Raw genomic sequence first — 18,987 nt, forward strand, 5'->3', positions numbered from 1 at the left:
CCACTAATAAAGCGAACTAAATAGGGTTTATGGATTGGATTGTTTGCTGCCCTTGCGAGCCGTGGCAAGTATACGCCCCAGAAATGTCAAATACAAACATCACATTATGCAAATTTTGTTTTTTTAACAAAAAAGCATCCCAAGCCACTGTATTAGCTAGCGATTTAACCCTATTAAGACCATGGTCTAAGAAATTTAAACAGTTATTTAAATTGAAATGTGATCTACATTCACTGTAAAGTATTGGCGTTTGACAAAGCCGCACTCACATAAGAATGAAGTAAGGAGAACGGGGTATGGCTGATAATATAGCCAAATTGGAACTACCAGGGAACGATTCGATTGAACTGCCTATTAAGAAAGGAACGGCAGGTTTTGATGTTATCGACATCAGTAAACTAGGTAGCAAAGGTCATTTCACATTTGACCCAGGATTTTTAGCAACAGCATCCTGCGAATCCGCTATCACTTACATTGATGGCGCCCAAGGTATACTTTTACACCGTGGTTACGCTATCGACGAACTTGCCGTCGATTCAGATTATTTAGATCTTTGTTATCTACTGCTTTACGGTGACTTACCTAACAAGGCTCAATACGACAAATTTGTCTACACGGTAAAGACACACACTATGGTTAACGAGCAACTTGCGTCGTTCTTCCGTGGTTTCCGCCGTGATGCACACCCAATGGCCATGCTATGTGGTGTAACAGGTGCATTGTCTGCATTTTATCAAGACTCGCTTGATGTTAACGATGAGCATCATCGTGAAATTGCTGCGTTTAGATTAGTGTCTAAGATGCCGACTATAGCTGCTATGTGTTACAAGTACTCAATTGGTCAGCCATTTGTTTACCCACGTAACGACCTAAGCTATGCGGGCAACTTCCTAAGCATGATGTTTGCGGTCCCTTGCGAAGAATATAAGGTTAACCCTATCATCGAACGCGCTATGGACCGTATCTTTATCCTGCACGCAGATCATGAGCAAAATGCCTCTACCTCTACAGTGCGTCTGGCTGGTTCTTCAGGCGCTAACCCATTTGCGTGTATCGCTGCGGGTATTGCTTCACTATGGGGACCTGCACATGGCGGTGCAAACGAAGCTTGCCTGAACATGCTAGAAGAGATTGGTACTGTCGATCGTATTCCTGAGTTTATCGAACGTGCAAAGGATAAAGATGATCCATTCCGCCTGATGGGTTTCGGTCACCGCGTTTATAAGAACTTTGACCCTCGCGCTAAAGTCATGCGTGAAACCTGTCATGAAGTGCTTGCTGAACTGAAAGTGAATGATCCGCTGCTTGATGTAGCAATGGAACTTGAACGCATCGCCCTTGAAGATGAATATTTTGTGTCTAAGAAGCTTTATCCAAACGTAGACTTCTACTCAGGCATCATTATGAAGGCTATCGGTATTCCAACTAGCATGTTCACCGTACTGTTCGCGTTAGCGCGCACCGTAGGTTGGATCGCTCACTGGAAAGAGATGTTAGACCAACCAGGTCATAAGATCAGTCGTCCACGTCAGCTTTATACTGGCTCAGTGGAACGTAGCTTTGTTAAAATAGACAAACGATAGCTCTTTTTATAGTGGCTTGAGTTAAAGAAGTTAATTAACCCGAACCACCATTATTAAAAAATCCAGTACAGACATTTTGTTTGTACTGGATTTTTTTATCCATCAATGACTTATTTATTTCTCTATCAGACACTTCATACTCCTCGTGATATGACGCAAACAATATTATTTACACCGCTAAGCAAAGCTGTCTAATACCAGTTGCAATAAATAATAACTTTAAAATCAAGCTTCTAAAATCGCCATTCCATCCTGCCTTTCTCATCCTCGTTGGTAGGATTTAGCGAAAATAAAATGGCTTGGATGAGACTTTTCTTAAGCGATTTTCCCAACAGATAACGCCTACACCAGTGTTTCGGTATCGAGATACTTCAATGATCCGAGCAATGGAATACCAAGAATAAATCGAGGAAGCTAAGGATGAAAACAAGGTCAAGCGCTTACATCATTTGGCATATTATATTTAAGTATTATTCTGTATCATTTTGTATTAACATATTATCAATTTTAAGTAGAGTAGGTTTAGATTATAATATCAAATTAATCAATGACCTAAGCGACCTAAGCAAGGAAAGGCAGGGTTAGTTAAACAATGAATAAAATAAGTAAAGTAGCAGGTTTTACATTAGTTGAACTGATGGTCGTGGTTGCAATTGTAGCGATACTGGCTTCTATCGCATTACCGTCATATCAACACTTTATTATCACTAGCCGAGCAAGAGCTGCATCAACCGATTTGGTCGGTTTATCTATGGAAATGGAATCTATATATAAAAATCAACTTGCATATCCAGCTAACGATGCAGGAACCGCTGCTACCACGAACTCTTTCACAGGCTGGGCGCCTTCAGAAACAACCTATTTTAATTATACCATCGCCAGTAACAGTAACACTTATGAGCTTAAAGCTGAGGGAGTAAAAACTTTAAGTGGTTGTGTATTAACTTTAAATAAAAAGAATCAACGTACAGCAACTGATAAGTGCGGGTTCACATCATGGTAGCCACCCCCATTTACTCCAGAAAATCAGCTGGATTATCATTAATTGAGTTAATGGTAACGATTGTTATCAGCTCAATCATCGCTATGTATGGCAGCTCTCTCACGATCAACTGGTTAGCGAAACAAAAAATTAAAGATGCAGAAGAAAATTTAGCACAAGGTTATGCAAGTGCTAGAGCATTAGCGCTGCGCACAGGAACGAATAGCACCAATCCATCAGCTTATTTACTATTAATAGACAATACCTTGTGTGTACAAAAAGGCAGTAATAGCAATTTAAATTGTAACGCGCCAGAATGGATAGCATCACTCCCTGTTACATCATCTTCAATCACAGACAAGACCAGCGCATGCATCGCTTTTAATTCTGCGGGATTGCCAAAAACAGCAACACTAGATTCTATATCTTGCTCTGTCGCAACATCTTATAACGTCGCATTATGGAGTAATACTGCCAATGGATATCTTGAGTAAACGCCAACGCGGTTTTTCCCTACTTGAAAGTATGATTGGCATAGTGTTAGTCGGCATTTCAGGTCTAGGAGTCGCTTACAGTTTGGCTGCATCGATGCGTCAGCAAGTAGAAGACAATGTCCAAAATCTAGTCCTTAATGAACTAAGAGGTGAACTTGCCAGTAAGGGGGTTCAGGTTGACTGCTCTATAGTTGGTACAACGACCACTTCAGAAATAATGATACTCAATCGAGACATGAAATCCACACAAAACGTGGAATATAGTAAAACCTGCAGTTATCAAAAGTCCATTGTTACGATTAACAATATAGAGAAAAAAGTGATGTTACCCACGTTTACGATAACAGCTTCTGATCCGAGGTTAGGCCGCTATGCACTCCGAATTCAGAATTAAACTGCGTAAGTCAAATCAAATAAAAAACAAAGGCTTCTCACTAATCAGCTTGATGGTAGGCTTATTAGTCAGCTCTGTCTCACTCTTAGCTATGATGGGGCTATATAAGTCAGTTGTTTATCATATCTATGATCCCATTAGTGGCAGCCAATCTTTTTCGATAAGAAATCAACAAAATATGGCAGGTTTACTGTCCATTCAAAATTTGACTCAAAATGCAGGATTTGGCATTGAAACTGCGGCAACTAATACAACACTTATCCTTGTCGAAAATGCCTCACTGACATTTAACTCTCACCATCAGAAACTCACTACACCAGGAACTCTTGTGCCAATTAAATTTTCTGCCCAAACCGGTAATGCTATTTTTTGGGAAGAAAATACGACACTGTCAACCAATAGTAACGAGTACCACTGCAAAGGTATTTTATCCGACATTAATACCAAAGCAGTTTACGCTTTAACTGCCAGCAACAGCTGTTCACCGATTGCAACCCTCTGGTCAAACCAAAACTGGGATATAACCCGAATAATCAAACCCGATGTGCTTGATGCCCCATTAACTATCACCGCTTCACTGGATGTAGGTAAGTGTTCGCCATTTGAAAGTGAAGTATCAAAATCTTTATTGGAATCGCAAATAAGTGAGCTCGCAGGCATAGAAAGTGATGCCCAGATCAAAGCAGGATTAAAGATAAGTGTTGGTTGGAGCAAGGCTGCTAGCTACACTCCATGGACTTCTTGTTTAACCAATTTCAGTGGATGAATCGATTATGCGTAAAGGGATGTATCACAAACAAGGCGGCTTTGCTGGCATTATAATGCTGGCAATTTTTGGGCTTGCATTAGTAGCGATGGTGACCAGCTCGATGCGCTATATTAAAAGCTCACAAGAAACAGGAACAACAGTTCATGCTATTACCCAAGCACAAATACGCGCTTGGAGCGCTGTAGAAGCAGTAAGGCAGTTTTTATATCAAATTGGCCGTGATGGTGCATTAACACTCGAGGCAAATAACAGTATTAGTTTTGAAGCTAATACCGGGCTCTCTGGTAAAATAATCTCAGTCAATAATGCATCAAGCCGCTGTGTTGATGGCGTTCAAGTGATTTCCCATATCACAGGCACCATTGCTGAGAGTTCATCGACTATTGAAACTATATATTGTGTCCAAGAGAGTATTGATGATGGTCTTAATACTGTCACATTAGGTAATGCTGTTTTTATAGAAGGTTCATTAGATCTTAGCGGTGATATTAATATTATTAATGGAGATAATACTAACACCTCATTTTTTATTAATGGCGATATTGATGGTCGTGGCAGCCTTTCAGGTTTTAGCCTACTTTATTCATCTGGAAATATAACGCTTAGTGGATCACAAAACGATATCACCACCGTTAGCTCCGAACAGAATGTCGTGTTGACTGGCAGCGGGAGTTACAGTTATGTAACAGCGATGGGGGATATAACACTCTCAGGTTCGGTCAGTACACTAAATGCTAAAGCAAATGGAAACATAGACTTAAAAAGCAGCACAACGGTTTCAGAACGGCTGACAGCTATTGGGGATGTTAATGTAAGGGCTGGTTCAAAAGCTGGTTCTATATATACCCAAGGAGATATAGAGATAAAGAGTGCGACTGTTGGTTATCTAGAAGCAGAGGGTAACTTTACCGAATCAGGTAATAGTAAAGTGAATGAAGGTAAAGTTGCTGGAGAACTAGATTATAACGGTGGGCAGGTCAATGTTAGCAAGATTCCAGGATTTACGGTTTCCATTACCCCACTTACAAAAATGACAGTAAATAAACTAGAAGCTGATGTTTGGACATTAAGATCAAAAGCCAATTTGGCTTTTGATCATGACGATACAGGAAAGGTCATTGTTGACGTCAAAAATATGAGTGAAATAGATGACGGTCGCTATTATTTAGTAGGTTCAGGCGGGTTTAATGACTACCTCTGTACCTCAAGTACATATAGTGATAGCAGCTGTAACAAGAAAATATGTCAAGGTCATTCCAATTATAATAGTTGTTTTACTTATAACTCTTCCTCTAAAACATGGGTTATTGCTGGTAAAGAAATGGTTCCTGCTATTCTTTGGTTTAATGGCAGTGTCGATCTGAAACAAGGTACTTTCGTCAACACAATATTAGCAACAGAAAACATTGATACCAGCGCCCAACTTGTAATAAAAGCGCCAAACTACTCAGGTTATTCCGACGTATGTATTAACCCTACCTATAGTGACTTTTATCCGACTAACCTATGTTCAATAGGAAATTACGTCAGTAATCCACTGGCAAATACAGCATTAATGGCTGGTGGATATGTTGATGATATATTTTCTGGAGGTGATATATCTCTGGGAGCATCGACAAAAGTATTTGGTAGTGTTGTGTGTGCCAACTTAATATCAACAACGGGTAGTAGTGTTATTCATGGCTATCTTACCGTCGGAAATCAAAAAGCTAGTTCGGAAGGCTCATCATTTAGAGGCTCTACAACCATAGATCTATCTAACCTGCCATCGACATACGAGCCAGAACACATAGTAACCAGAGGCTCTGAGACTAACGAAAATGGCAATGGTTCAACGATTACCAATGTAACCCAACTATGGTCTCGTTACCTTTAACTGATTCCACAACGCTATCTTAATGGCGATGAATCTTTGGCTGATCCCCCGAAAGTGTCGAGCTTTCACGCTTATATTGCCATCATCTACTGGCTATATTTATACCAATTAGTATAAAGATGTGATCGCTCAGCGACGATTTAGCACTAAAGGTTAGCGCTGATGAGGCAAGGTCTTTAATTGCTCCTCGGCTCTAGTATCCTCGGCAACTGCGCCATGCGTTACCCTACCTCCTAAATCCCTATAGTCGTGCATTAAGCGTGCTAAAACTCGCCTGTTAGGCGTTTTTTACCTTCCTACTTCTGCGTTGAAAGGCCTCACAAGAAAACACGCATTCCTTCATCCATCTATTCGCCTTGAATGAGTTGCCCAAAAAAACTGAGTAGAAAATACTTCTATATACTGATTGCTATTAGTCAAAAACATCACAAATTAAACAAATTCGCTACACATAGGTCTAACACCATAGTCCTTCTTGCAACACAAAGATGTAAAACTCTGATTTAACGCGGATTTACCTAGTGGCACAGATTGTGCTTACTAGTGTTAATTGGATAAATAAAATAGGTAAGCTCACATGGAATCTCTATCAAAATTTAAACTTGCCCTTCCACTACTTTTTGTTGCCGTCCTTAGTGCCTGTGGGAATGAGGAAAAAGCCAAAGAGGAAGAGAAGTACGCCATCCCCGTTGAAACGACAACGGTCATACAAGGTGATGTTTCCTCTTTCTATAGCACAACCGCCACGCTTGAAGCTCCACTCGAAGCCAACGTCGTCACCCGAATATCAGGGCTAATCGAATCGATTAATGTTGAGGAAGGTGACCGTGTCACCAAAGGCCAACTCTTAGCCGTGATTGACGCCAAGCGCCAACGATACGATTTAGCACGCTCACAGGCCGAAGTCGAAATTATTCAGCAAGAACTCAATCGCTTGAAAAAAATGAGCAATAAAGAGTTCATCAGCGCTGATTCTATGGCAAAACTTGAATACAACCTTCAAGCTGCCATCGCCAAACGAGATTTGGCCGCGCTACAAGTTGAAGAAAGCATGGTTCGCTCACCTATCGAAGGTGTTGTCGCAAAACGTTTTGTAAAACAAGGCAACATGGCAAAAGAATTTGACGATCTATTCTATGTGGTCAATCAAGATGAGTTATACGGTATTGTTCACCTGCCTGAAATTCAACTCAATAGTTTACGCCTGGGCCAAGACGCCCAACTCTTTGCCAATAAGCAAACCGATAACAGCATCGATGCAAAAGTACTGCGTATCAGCCCGATTGTCGACCCTCAAAGCGGTACTTTCAAAGTCACCCTTTCGGTGCCAAATCAAGATGCAAAACTTAAAGCGGGAATGTTTACCCGAGTAGAACTTCGCTATGACACCCATACCAATGTGATCACTGTGCCATACAACGCCGTGGTCAACCAAGATAATCAATTCGCGCTGTATGTGATTGATGGAGAGAACGCCTCCCGTAGAGAAGTCACCCTAGGCTATCGCGAAGCTGACACTGTAGAAGTCACGGCTGGTATCGAGCCGGGTGAACAGATCGTTATTCGCGGTCATCAGAATCTTAAAGATCAATCTCTAGTAGAAGTGATCAGCGAGCTTGACGTCGCTCGAGCACAACAGTAACGGGAAGCAAGTTTATGTCAATAATTAACACTTCGGTAAAGCGTCCCGTGTCCGTATGGATGTTTATGTTTGCGGTGATGCTATTTGGCATGGTCGGATTTTCACGACTTGCAGTTAAATTGCTCCCCGATCTGAGCTATCCAACAATCACTATTCGTAGTCAATATGTGGGAGCAGCACCAGTTGAAGTTGAACAACTGGTGTCAAAGCCGATTGAAGAGGCCGCTGGGATAGTAAAAGGCTTAAGAAAAATCAGTTCTATCTCACGCTCAGGTATGTCAGATGTAGTGCTTGAGTTTGAATGGGGCACCGACATGGATATGGCGAGCTTAGACGTACGAGAAAAACTCGACACCATTGAGTTGCCTTTAGACGTAAAGAAACCATTGTTGCTGCGCTTCAATCCCAACCTTGACCCTATCGTTCGCTTAGCACTTTCGGTACCTGATGCAACACCTAACGAACTAAAACAGATGCGAACCTTTGCCGAAGAGGAGTTAAAGCGTCAATTAGAGTCATTAACTGGCGTAGCCGCGGTAAGATTATCCGGTGGGCTTGAACAAGAGGTTCATATCCAGCTCAATCAGCAAAAGTTAACTCAGCTTAACCTCAATGCAGACAAGATCCGTGAGCGTATTGCAGCGGAAAATATCAATTTGTCAGCAGGCAAAGTGGTTCAAGGCGAAAAAGAGTATTTAGTTCGTACATTAAACCAATTCAATTCACTCGAAGAACTTGGTCAAATCGTCATCTATCGCGACAACCAAACCTTAGTACGCTTATTCGAAGTTGCCGATATTATCGATAGCCATAAAGAGCGCAATGATATCACCCGCATCGGCTCGGCAGAATCGATTGAACTGGCCATCTATAAAGAGGGGGATGCTAATACCGTCGCAGTAGCGCGTAAAGTGAATGCAGAACTGGAGAAACTCAATAAGCTCAGTGAAAAAGCGGATCTAAAAGTAATTTATGACCAATCTGAATTTATCGAAAGCGCAGTAAGTGAAGTGACCTCTGCGGCCTTGATCGGTAGCTTACTGTCCATGTTGGTGATCTATCTTTTCTTACGCGACATAGTACCCACACTTATCATCTCAATCTCTATTCCCTTTTCTGTCATCGCCACCTTCAACATGATGTATTTCGCTAACATCAGTTTAAATATCATGTCATTAGGAGGTATTGCGCTGGCGGTTGGTTTACTGGTTGATAACGCCATCGTCGTCCTTGAAAACATCGACCGCTGCAAAAAGCTAGGAATGAGCAAATTGGATGCCGCAGTGACTGGAACCAAAGAGGTGGCAGGCGCGATTTTCGCATCAACAATGACCACCCTAGCCGTATTCGTGCCCTTAGTCTTTGTTGATGGCGTTGCTGGCGCGCTGTTCTCAGATCAAGCACTGACAGTGACCTTTGCCCTGCTCGCCTCGCTGTTAGTGGCATTAACCACGATTCCGATGCTCGCCTCTCGTGAAGGCTTTAAGACACTGCCACACCTTATGCAAAAGAGTGAAAAACCGGTCCTTGATACTAAGATGGCCAAGTTCAAGCACTATGGCGCGACCATATGTTCATTTCCATTTGTGGTGCTATTTAGTTATCTGCCATCACTGTTACTCACCCTAGGATTGATGCTGACTCGCGCCTTATCTTGGTTAGCTGGGTTAGTGATGCGCCCGTTAAGTAGCTTATTTAATTGGCTTTATAACGGGGTAGAGAAGATTTACCATCGTTTACTAGGCCAAGCACTGAAAATGACTTGGCTGACACTAGCCATTGCTATCGCTGTTACGGCTGGCACCATGAGCTTAGTGCCACGTTTAGGCATGGAACTGATCCCACCAATGAATCAGGGGGAATTCTATGTTGAAGTGCTTCTGCCACCGGGTACAGAGGTAAATGAAACCGACAAAATTTTGCAAAAACTCGCGTTGTCGATCAAGGACAGAGAAGATGTAAAACATGCTTACAGTCAAGCAGGTAGCGGTGGACTAATGACATCTGACACCTCGCGCGGCGGTGAAAACTGGGGCCGATTACAAGTCGTACTGGCCGATCACCAAGCCTTTAATGCCGTTACCCAAGTGTTACGAACCACGGCAATGCGCATACCTGAGCTTGAAGCAAAAATCCAACACCCGGAGCTGTTTAGCTTTAAAACCCCTCTGGAAATTGAAGTCATTGGTTATGATCTTACCCAACTAAAACAAACAGCCGATAATTTAGTGGGCGCCCTTTCCGATTCAGATCGCTTTGCCGACCTCAACACCAGTCTACGCGATGGTCAACCTGAGCTCAGCATACGTTTTGATCATGCGCGTTTAGCCGCATTAGGGATGGATGCCCCAACAGTTGCCAACCGTATTGCACAGCGCATAGGTGGCACAGTTGCCAGTCAGTACACTGTTCGAGACCGAAAAATAGATATCCTGGTTCGCAGTGAAATCGAGGAGCGCAATCAAATAAGTGATATCGATTCAATGATTATTAACCCCAATAGCAATCAGCCAATTCCACTCAGCGCTGTAGCTAAAGTATCACTAAATTTAGGCCCTTCTGCCATTAACCGGATCAGTCAACAACGCGTAGCCATTGTCTCTGCAAACCTGGCTTATGGCGACTTAAACGAAGCCGTCGCTGAAGCAAGATCCATTGTGAATAAGCAAACAATCCCTAGTTCTATTCAAGTGCGTTTCGGCGGCCAGAATGAAGAGATGGAGCATTCGTTCGAGTCACTACAGATAGCGTTAGTACTTGCCATATTTTTAGTTTATCTGGTCATGGCGAGCCAATTTGAATCACTTATCCACCCACTACTTATCTTGATCGCCGTCCCAATGGCGGTTGGTGGCAGCATCTTGGGACTCTATATCACTCAAACACATCTTAGTGTGGTGGTGTTTATCGGTCTCATCATGTTGGCGGGTATCGTGGTTAACAACGCCATCGTATTGGTCGACCGAATCAATCAACTGCGTGAGCAAGGCATGGAAAAAGCGATGGCGATTGAAGAAGCGGCTAAATCACGTCTGCGACCCATCATTATGACAACCATGACAACTGCGCTTGGTCTAGCCCCTATGGCTTTTGGCCTAGGTGACGGTAGTGAAGTGCGCGCGCCTATGGCAATAACCGTAATCTTTGGTTTAAGCCTTGCGACCTTATTGACTTTGGTGGTGATCCCAGCGCTTTACTCGCTATTTGACCGTAAGCAGTATCGAGTGGAAACAGAGCCTAAATCTGCTGAGTCTGTCATGGGAGAGGCACAATGAATATCACCCGCTTAGCCATTGCCCGTCCCGTAACCACCAGCATGTTCTTTGTTGCAATATTGCTGTTTGGTCTCGCGTCGAGTCGACTATTACCGCTAGAGATGTTTCCGGGCATCGAAATGCCGCAGGTGCTAATTGAAGTGCCCTATAAAGGCTCAACCCCTGCCGAGGTTGAACGGGAGATCACCAATGTGCTCGAAGAGTCTCTGGCGACCATGGGCGGCATCGAAGAGCTAAGATCTCGCTCTTCTCAAAATGGCGCTGAGATTGAGCTACGGATGAAATGGGGCGAGAATGTCTCGACTAAGAGCCTTGAAGCCAGAGAGAAAGTCGATGCGGTGCGTCACCTGCTACCTAAAGATGTTGAGCGAGTATTTATCAGGCAGTTCTCTACCGCCGACATGCCAGTGCTAACGATCCGTATCTCCAGCGACAGAGAACTCTCGGGCGCTTTCGACTTACTCGACAAGCAGCTTAAGAAGCCGCTAGAGCGTGTCGAAGGCGTATCGCAAGTCACTCTATATGGCGTTGAGCAGAAGCAAATTGAAGTGCGCCTTAATGCGGAAAAACTCACTGCGAGCGGCATCAGTACAGCGGCACTGCAAGCTCGTCTGCAGCAAGAGAACTTTATCATCAGCGCAGGAACACTCAGAGCGAACGCCAAAGTCTACCAAGTGTCACCCAAAGGCGAATTTCGAAACCTAGATGAAATCGAAGCCTTAGTATTAGTGCCTGGCATTAGATTAGGTGATATCGCCAGCGTACGCTATGCGCTACCTGAGCGCTTAGATGGTCGTCATCTCGATCAAAACTATGCCGTGGGGCTCGATGTCTTTAAAGAGTCGGGAGCTAATTTAGTCGATGTATCGGACCGAGTACTTAAGGTCATCGAAGCAGCTAAACAAGATCCGCAGTTTCAAGGGATCAAGCTCTTTATCATGGAAGATCAGGCATATGGCGTTAAATCATCGCTGTCTGATCTGCTAATGGCGGGACTCCTCGGTGCCCTGCTCTCGTTTGCGGTACTGTATTTATTCCTGCGCAACCTGAAAATGACCTTGGTTGTGGTTTCCTCTGTGCCTATCTCATTGTGCATGACATTGGCTGGGATGTACTTTTTGGGTTACAGCCTCAACATCTTATCCATGATGGGTTTACTGCTCGCCATTGGTATGCTGATTGATAACGCCGTAGTTGTCAGTGAAAGCGTGTTACAAGAAAAACAACATTCAAGCTGTGAGGCTCCAGAGAAAGCAGTACTGAGAGGGGTAAACAAAGTCGCATTAGCCGTTCTGGCTGGGACACTAACAACGGCCATCGTATTTTTACCTAATATTTTCGGGGTAAAAGTCCAACTCACAATCTTCCTTGAGCATGTCGCGATCGCAATCTGCATATCACTTGCTTCCTCTTTACTTGTGGCGAAAACATTGATCCCATTAATGTTAAGCAAGTTTCATTTCGATATTGAAATGGATCCAAAGGAGAGTAAGTTACAGCACTACTACGAGCGCAGTCTTAACTGGATTTTACATCGCCCGAAGCGCTCAGGTATCGTAGCCATGATACTGCTAGCATCAACCGCTTTGCCCCTAAGCATGGTGCAACAAGATCAATCAGACGGCGAAGGTAATAATCGCCTCTATATCAACTATCAAGTGGAAGGCCGCCATAGCCTAGCGGTTACTGAAGCTATGATTAATCGAATGGAGGACTACCTTTACGCCAATAAAGATGAGTTTTATATCGACTCTGTCTACAGCTATTTTTCCGCCGACCGTGGTCAATCGACGCTGCTGCTTAAAGAAGATGAAGATATCGACTTGAAGGCACTGAAACGTAAGATCCGTGAAGGTTTTCCAAAGTTTTCAATCGCAAAGCCACAATTTGGCTGGGGAGATGAAAACAGTGGTATTCGAGTAACATTAACAGGACGCTCGACATCTGAATTAATCAACCTTAGTGAGCAAGTCATACCACTGCTGACAAATATCAAAGGTCTTGCCGATGTACGCTCAGAACTTAATGGGACCCAGCAAGAGGTCATTATTCAACTCGATCGCACCATGGCAGCAAGGCTCGACCTTAGCTTAAGCGAGCTGGCACAAAACGTATCAATGGCGCTGAGAGGCTCGCCACTGCGCTCATTTAGACACGATCCCAATGGTGAACTGCGTATTGAGTTAGCCTTCGAAAAACAATGGAAAGCATCGCTTGAAAAACTTAAGCAACTCCCCATTGTTAGGCTCGATAATCGCGTCTACACCCTGCAAAGCTTGGCGACGATTAGCATTCAACCGCGCTTTGACACCATTCGTCATTACGATCGCCAAACCGCACTATCTATTGGTGCTAACCTAGATGAAATGACCACAGAAGAAGCACAGAAAGCCATAAAACAGGTGATGCAAGCGGTCTCATTTCCGCCAGGATATGACTACTCGCTGCGGGGTGGATTTGAGCGCCAAGATGAAGACCAAGCCATTATGGCGACCAATATGATCTTAGCTGTGGCAATGATCTATATCGTCATGGCAGCCCTATTTGAATCGCTTTTGTTACCAACGGCAATCATTACTTCCATCCTGTTTTCAATCACAGGCGTGTTCTGGGCGCTACTCATTACAGGCACCCCGATGGGAATAATGTCTATGATTGGAATTTTAATTTTGATGGGGATCGTGGTTAACAACGGGATTGTATTGGTTGACCAAATAAATCAACAAACCCCTGATTTAGAAATGTTATCTCAAACTATCCATGATGTCTGTATTACCCGATTACGCCCAGTATTAATGACTGTAGCTACCACAATACTGGGACTGTTCCCCCTTGCAATGGGTGATACTCAGATTGGCGGTGGTGGACCACCCTACTCTCCCATGGCGATTGCGATTATTGGCGGACTGACCTTCTCCACGGTAACGAGTCTCTATTTAGTCCCCTTATGTTATCAAGCCTTATATCGTATGCGCCATAATGCCGCGATTAAGCTTGGCAATGCCGATATGAGAACGAGGCGATTAATGCCCTGGGCACATTAAACCATCACTAAGGGCTACTTTTGTAGCCCTTCTTTTTATCTGTCACTTAGGTTAAGTTAACAAAATACCAACACACTCAATATGACGACTAAGAGAAATTATATGACCAAACTCATTTCCGCTATTCCTTGTGTTAGTCTACTTGGATGCTGTTTTTTGCTAGGGAACAGCGCATTCGCCGCTGACGATAGATTTGCAAATGTCGAAATAGTAAGCCAGCAACTCAGCCCTAATACCTACATGTTTACCGGATCGGGCGGAAATATAGGCGTCTCTGCAGGACAAGATGGCATTATCATTATCGATAACCAATTCGCACCACTTGCAGGCAAAATTAGTGCGGCTCTCAATACGATTCAACCTGGCTTACCCCGCTATGTCGTCAACACCCATTATCATGGCGATCATACTGGCGGCAACAATAGTTTTGGTCCCAGCAGCACCATTTTCGCACACAGTAATGTGCTTAAGCGTCTAGCTAGCAACGATAAATACACCCAAGCCGCGCTACCAAGCATTACTTATGAACAAGGCGTTTCTATCCATTTTAATGGGGATATTTTGCATCTTATCCATCTTGGCGCAGGCCATACCGATGGCGATAGCGTTGTGCTGTGGGATGATAAATCGGTCGTGCATATGGGCGATCTATTCTTTAAAGATAAATGGCCCTATGTGGACTTAGAAGCTGGCGGTTCAGTGAAAGGCTATCGTGACAGTGTGGCTAATATCATTAACCGAATTGGTAGTGACACTAAAGTGATCCCTGGACATGGTGAGCTCGCAACAAAAAATGACCTCATTCGCTTTAAACATATACTCGATGAGTCCATTAATTGGATGGAGGGCCAGTTAATAACAGCAAAATCCTTAGAGACACTCAAACAAAATGGTCTACCTCAAAACTTACAAGGTTGGGGATGGCATTTTATTTCCGATGAGCGTTGGATTGAAACCTTATATCAAGACCTTTCGAGTAAGAAACCCTAAGCAGTAGCTGTGCGCACTAGGCACTAGCAAAGTGTTTAAGTAACCAATAAACCGGGCGGAGATCTTTTCCGCCTATATTTTTAAGCGGAGCAATAAGGTAGTTGAGCCATTGCCAGCGACGGATCCGAACTCGACTGGCTTGCCATAACGACTCTCCACCAGCCTCTCGATAGGCACATATCGCAGGTTCAACCAGCTCAGGATGTGGACCGATATAACGATAGAGGCTATGAATATAGACCAACAAGTCGCGTATCTGTTGCTTCTCTATATCACTGTCTTTTTGGTTAGCTTCAAAATCAATAAATGACACTTCGCCCTCTTTCCAGCAGATATCCCGTAAAGCAGGTCTGCCGTGGGCTAAGCCTTGTTGATGTAACTTAGCTAATCCAATAGCACTATCTTTAAGGATTTGTGCCTGCATATCGCGATCACAGCGATTATCGAGCCAACGATTTACTGTGCTTCCTACATCTGACACCACGAGATAATTGTCACCAAAGGCAAGGAGTTCAGGCACTGGAGCGCCCTTCTGTGCCAATGATTGCAGCGTCGCAATTTCCAGCTGCAGAGACTGACCGGGCTGTGACTTTAATAGCCGCATGGCACCGGTTAATTGCTCGGTTTGTTTAAGCCAATACCGCTTACCGTCATACTCAAAGTTAACCACCCTTTTACCCTTGTTTTCGGCTAAGACTTGGTCGACAACAGCTTGTATGGCAGGTTTAGTCACTGCAATTACTCCGATTAGAATGAGGCGTGATTATGAGGATTTGCTCATGCAAAATCAACAACACTAAAACCTAGTGCAGTAACTATAAGCGATTATTTAAGGGGAAACTAAAATGATGGGTTATAGTAGCGCGCTCAAAATAAGCGCGCCGCTCACAGCTTAAGCTTCCTCAACCCAAGGCTGAGCTTTATTTTCAAGCAAAACGGGGATCCCATCATCAATGGCATAAACTAAACGATCTGCCTTACAGATAAGCTGTTGCTTTGCTTTATCATATTCAAGTTTACCTTTGCACACAGGGCAGGCAACTATCTCTAAAAGTTTCTTATCAAACGCCATTTGAGTTTCCTTGTTGTACTTCTTTTTACGGTTGTAACTGTGCAATTAGCTGCTGTTCAAATCGAGGGTCTATCTTGGCATCAACAGGTAGATACCACCAGTTTTGCTTTGCAAATTCGCGACATTTAACCGCATCTTTCTCGGTCATCAGCACCTGATGTTCGCCAGCAATGGCGATAATATCCTCAAGCTGAAACGCTTGATGATCATCAAAAGCATGTTGCTTATTCGCATTAATCCCCATCTGCTCCAACGTATTAAAAAAGCGCTGAGGATGACCAATACCCGCAATAGCAACTGAATGGGGAGCAATTGAAAACGCTTTAGATTCATCTGGTTGCGAGCATTGTACAGCTTGCCAATCGCCTGGTCTCAATTGCATTAAAAATTCAGTGTCACGGCAACTGTCACCATTAACAATAGTAAAATCAACCTCTTTTTGCCGCCATATCCCTTCGCGTAATGGTCCCGACGGTAACAAGTAACCATTACCAAAACGGCGCTCACCGTCTAGAACGAGTAATTCGATATCACGATTGAGTGCGTAATGCTGCAAACCATCATCACTGATGATCACATCCACACCATGAGACGCAATTAATACCTTAGCGGCATCGACACGATTGCGTCCTATCACCATGGGGACTCGAGTCCGAGAGACTATCATCGCGGGCTCGTCACCAACCTCTTTTGGCGACATGCCAGGTAATACCTCGCGTGTACCAGCAACATCAACACCGTAGCCACGGCTTATCACGCCAGGGCGATACCCATGACGGCGTAACATCTCAATTAAATAGATAACTGTTGGGGTCTTGCCGCTGCCGCCAACGGTTATATTACCGACAACGATAACGGGCACAGGTAGTTTTTGCGCCTTTATTATGCCGAGCTTAAATAACTGTCGTCTAAAACTCGATATTAGGTAAAACAAACCACTTAAGGGCAATAGCAACCAAACAAGCAATTGCATCACCATATTGAGCTTGCCATACCAAAGTCGGTTAACAAAATCTTGCATCTAGTTAGTTACCAAATTGCATCTGATAAAGGTTGTAATAGATCCCCTCTTTCGCCAACAATTCAGCATGAGATCCCCGCTCAACCACTCGCCCTTGATCAATTACTAAAATCATATCGGCATTTTCAATGGTCGATAGGCGATGAGCAATCACAATAGAGGTCCGGTTTTGGCGAAGGTTATCTAAACCGCCTTGAATCGCTTTTTCAGATTCGGTATCCAACGCAGAGGTTGCTTCGTCTAACACTAGCAAGGGTGCATCGCGTAAAATAGCCCGAGCGATAGCGATACGTTGGCGCTGACCACCGGATAACATCACGCCATTTTCGCCCACTTGGGTATGGATCCCTTCTGGCAAATCAGCAATAAACTCGTAGGCGTTTGCGAGTTTTGCGGCATCCATTATCTGCTCTTCTGTCACTTTGCCTGGGTAGGCGTAAGCAATGTTGGCCGCAATAGTGTCATTAATTAAGGTCACTTGCTGCGAAACCAATGCGACTTGGCTTCGAAGTGAGGCCAGTTTGTAATCGCGAAGACTTACCCCATCTAAGGTAATATCACCGGACTCTAAATCTGAGTAAAAACGGGTAATAAGACTGGCGATAGTTGACTTTCCTGAACCTGAACGCCCTACTAAAGCCAGCGTTTCACCTGGATTGACACTAAAATCAACCTCATTGAGTGCCAAGCCTTCTTGATTGTTGTAGCGAAAATTAACCTTATTAAAACAGAGTTTGCCTTTCACTCGCTTAGTTTCATAGGTTCCATTGTCGACTTCTGGTGGAGTATCTAAAATTTCAAAAATCGTGCTACATGCCGCGATACCACGCTGAAATTCTGCGTTAACACGAGTTAAGCTTTTAATGGGTTGCAACATGGCCAACATGGCTGCAAGGATAGTCGCAAAGGTGCCAGCGGTCAGATCGGCTTTCATGCTATCTAAGCTAGATGCATAAAGTACAAACGCTAATGCAAATGAGCCTATAACCATCACTAAAGGCTGGCTAATGGCTTGCGCCATAGCAAGCTTCATGGTGCGAGAGCGGTTGTTATCATTGACTTTGCCAAAACGTTCCGATTCGGTCTTCTGCCCTCCAAACACCAATACGTTTTTGTGACCTTTGATCATCTGCTCCGTCACAGATGTAACGCCGCCCATTGCCGTTTGGATCTGCTTTGATACCTTACGAAACTTACGGCTAACTATAGTGATAACAACCCCAATTAATGGGCCGACAACCAAGATACAAAGCGAGAGTTTCCAAGAGTTGTAAAACATCACCCCTAACATGCCAACAACCGTTATGCCATCACGCACTATGGTGATCAACGCGCTCCCCGATGCTCTGGCGATCTGCTCGGTATCATAGGTCACACGAGAGATAAGATTGCCGCTGCTTTCGGAATCGATGTAACTCACAGGTAATCTCAGATAATGCTCAAACACTTGTTGGCGCATGTCCATAATCATTCGCGCACTAATATAGGAGATACCATAAGTTGACAAAAAGTTAGCCAATCCACGCAGCGTAAACAGACCAATAACGACAAAAGGCGCCATCATTAGCACGTCGCTGTCGGAGTCGAAACCACCACTCAAGCCTAAATCAACACCGCTAACGATACCCGACGTAGAGGGAACATTACTGGCAAAACCTTGATCAATAAAAGGTTTAATGGAATAGATAAATGTCGCGTCCACTAGGCCATATAATACTAGGCCAAATACAGATAGAAACAACACCCCTTTAAGGGGAATAAGATAAGTCAGTAGCCTAACAAAAACGGCTCTCACTTCACTTTTAGAAGACTTTGTCATTCAAGATTCTATAGTTGGTGCAAAGA

The 18,987-nt window shown here is 43.8% G+C and carries 14 protein-coding genes; 10 read left to right on the top strand and 4 right to left on the bottom strand.

The features are described from left to right. Nucleotides 1–296 precede the first annotated feature (296 nt). The 10 genes from K0I62_RS11585 to K0I62_RS11630 all read left to right on the top strand — a co-directional run bounded on the left by K0I62_RS11585 (nucleotide 297) and on the right by K0I62_RS11630 (nucleotide 15,049). Nucleotides 297–1,583: a citrate synthase gene (locus K0I62_RS11585; RefSeq protein ID WP_220068294.1), complete on the top strand. Its 1,287-nt coding sequence runs from the start codon at nucleotides 297–299 to the stop codon at nucleotides 1,581–1,583. A gap of 592 nt (nucleotides 1,584–2,175) precedes the next feature. Then, complete coding sequence (locus tag K0I62_RS11590) at nucleotides 2,176–2,586, top strand: type IV pilin protein (RefSeq protein ID WP_286670315.1); 411 nt, start codon at nucleotides 2,176–2,178, stop codon at nucleotides 2,584–2,586. Then, nucleotides 2,580–3,059: a pilus assembly FimT family protein gene (locus tag K0I62_RS11595; protein ID WP_220068295.1), complete on the top strand. Its 480-nt coding sequence runs from the start codon at nucleotides 2,580–2,582 to the stop codon at nucleotides 3,057–3,059. The genes K0I62_RS11590 and K0I62_RS11595 overlap by 7 nt, the downstream gene beginning before the upstream one ends. Further along, complete coding sequence (locus tag K0I62_RS11600; RefSeq protein WP_220068296.1) at nucleotides 3,043–3,453, top strand: PulJ/GspJ family protein; 411 nt, start codon at nucleotides 3,043–3,045, stop codon at nucleotides 3,451–3,453. The genes K0I62_RS11595 and K0I62_RS11600 overlap by 17 nt, the downstream gene beginning before the upstream one ends. A gap of 178 nt (nucleotides 3,454–3,631) precedes the next feature. Beyond that, nucleotides 3,632–4,219, top strand: a complete 588-nt coding sequence (locus K0I62_RS11605; RefSeq protein ID WP_258404989.1) for a hypothetical protein — start codon at nucleotides 3,632–3,634, stop codon at nucleotides 4,217–4,219. Nucleotides 4,220–4,226: 7 nt separating this feature from the next. Further along, entirely contained in the window at nucleotides 4,227–6,098 is a 1,872-nt protein-coding gene (locus tag K0I62_RS11610) for a DUF4097 family beta strand repeat-containing protein (RefSeq protein WP_220068298.1), read from the top strand. A 577-nt stretch (nucleotides 6,099–6,675) separates the two neighbouring features. Next, nucleotides 6,676–7,740, top strand: coding sequence for an efflux RND transporter periplasmic adaptor subunit (locus K0I62_RS11615; protein WP_220068299.1), 1,065 nt, complete (start codon nucleotides 6,676–6,678; stop codon nucleotides 7,738–7,740). 14 nt (nucleotides 7,741–7,754) lie between these two features. Beyond that, complete coding sequence (locus tag K0I62_RS11620) at nucleotides 7,755–11,015, top strand: efflux RND transporter permease subunit (protein ID WP_220068300.1); 3,261 nt, start codon at nucleotides 7,755–7,757, stop codon at nucleotides 11,013–11,015. Then, a complete protein-coding gene (locus K0I62_RS11625; protein ID WP_220068301.1) occupies nucleotides 11,012–14,059 on the top strand; it encodes an efflux RND transporter permease subunit in 3,048 nt (1,015 codons plus the stop codon). Before K0I62_RS11620 ends, K0I62_RS11625 begins: the two co-directional genes overlap by 4 nt. 102 nt (nucleotides 14,060–14,161) lie before the next feature. Beyond that, nucleotides 14,162–15,049 (top strand): MBL fold metallo-hydrolase, encoded by an 888-nt coding sequence (locus tag K0I62_RS11630; protein ID WP_220068302.1) that lies wholly within the window; start codon nucleotides 14,162–14,164, stop codon nucleotides 15,047–15,049. A 16-nt stretch (nucleotides 15,050–15,065) separates the two neighbouring features. On the opposite strand, the gene K0I62_RS11635 is transcribed toward K0I62_RS11630, so the two are convergent. The 4 genes from K0I62_RS11635 to msbA form a co-directional block, all read right to left on the bottom strand. After that, nucleotides 15,066–15,782: a BUD32 family EKC/KEOPS complex subunit gene (locus tag K0I62_RS11635; RefSeq protein ID WP_220068303.1), complete on the bottom strand. Its 717-nt coding sequence runs from the start codon at nucleotides 15,780–15,782 to the stop codon at nucleotides 15,066–15,068. Between the two features lie 159 nt (nucleotides 15,783–15,941). Beyond that, nucleotides 15,942–16,121, bottom strand: coding sequence for a Trm112 family protein (locus K0I62_RS11640; RefSeq protein ID WP_220068304.1), 180 nt, complete (start codon nucleotides 16,119–16,121; stop codon nucleotides 15,942–15,944). Nucleotides 16,122–16,146: 25 nt separating this feature from the next. After that, entirely contained in the window at nucleotides 16,147–17,142 is a 996-nt protein-coding gene (gene lpxK / locus K0I62_RS11645) for a tetraacyldisaccharide 4'-kinase (RefSeq protein ID WP_220068305.1), read from the bottom strand. Between the two features lie 4 nt (nucleotides 17,143–17,146). Then, the gene (gene msbA / locus K0I62_RS11650) at nucleotides 17,147–18,961 is read right to left on the bottom strand and encodes a lipid A export permease/ATP-binding protein MsbA (protein ID WP_220068306.1); all 1,815 of its coding nucleotides are present in this window, start codon (nucleotides 18,959–18,961) and stop codon (nucleotides 17,147–17,149) included. Nucleotides 18,962–18,987 lie beyond the last annotated feature (26 nt).

The organism is Shewanella psychrotolerans, assembly GCF_019457595.1.
GTDB classification, from domain to species: Bacteria; Pseudomonadota; Gammaproteobacteria; order Enterobacterales; family Shewanellaceae; genus Shewanella; species Shewanella psychrotolerans.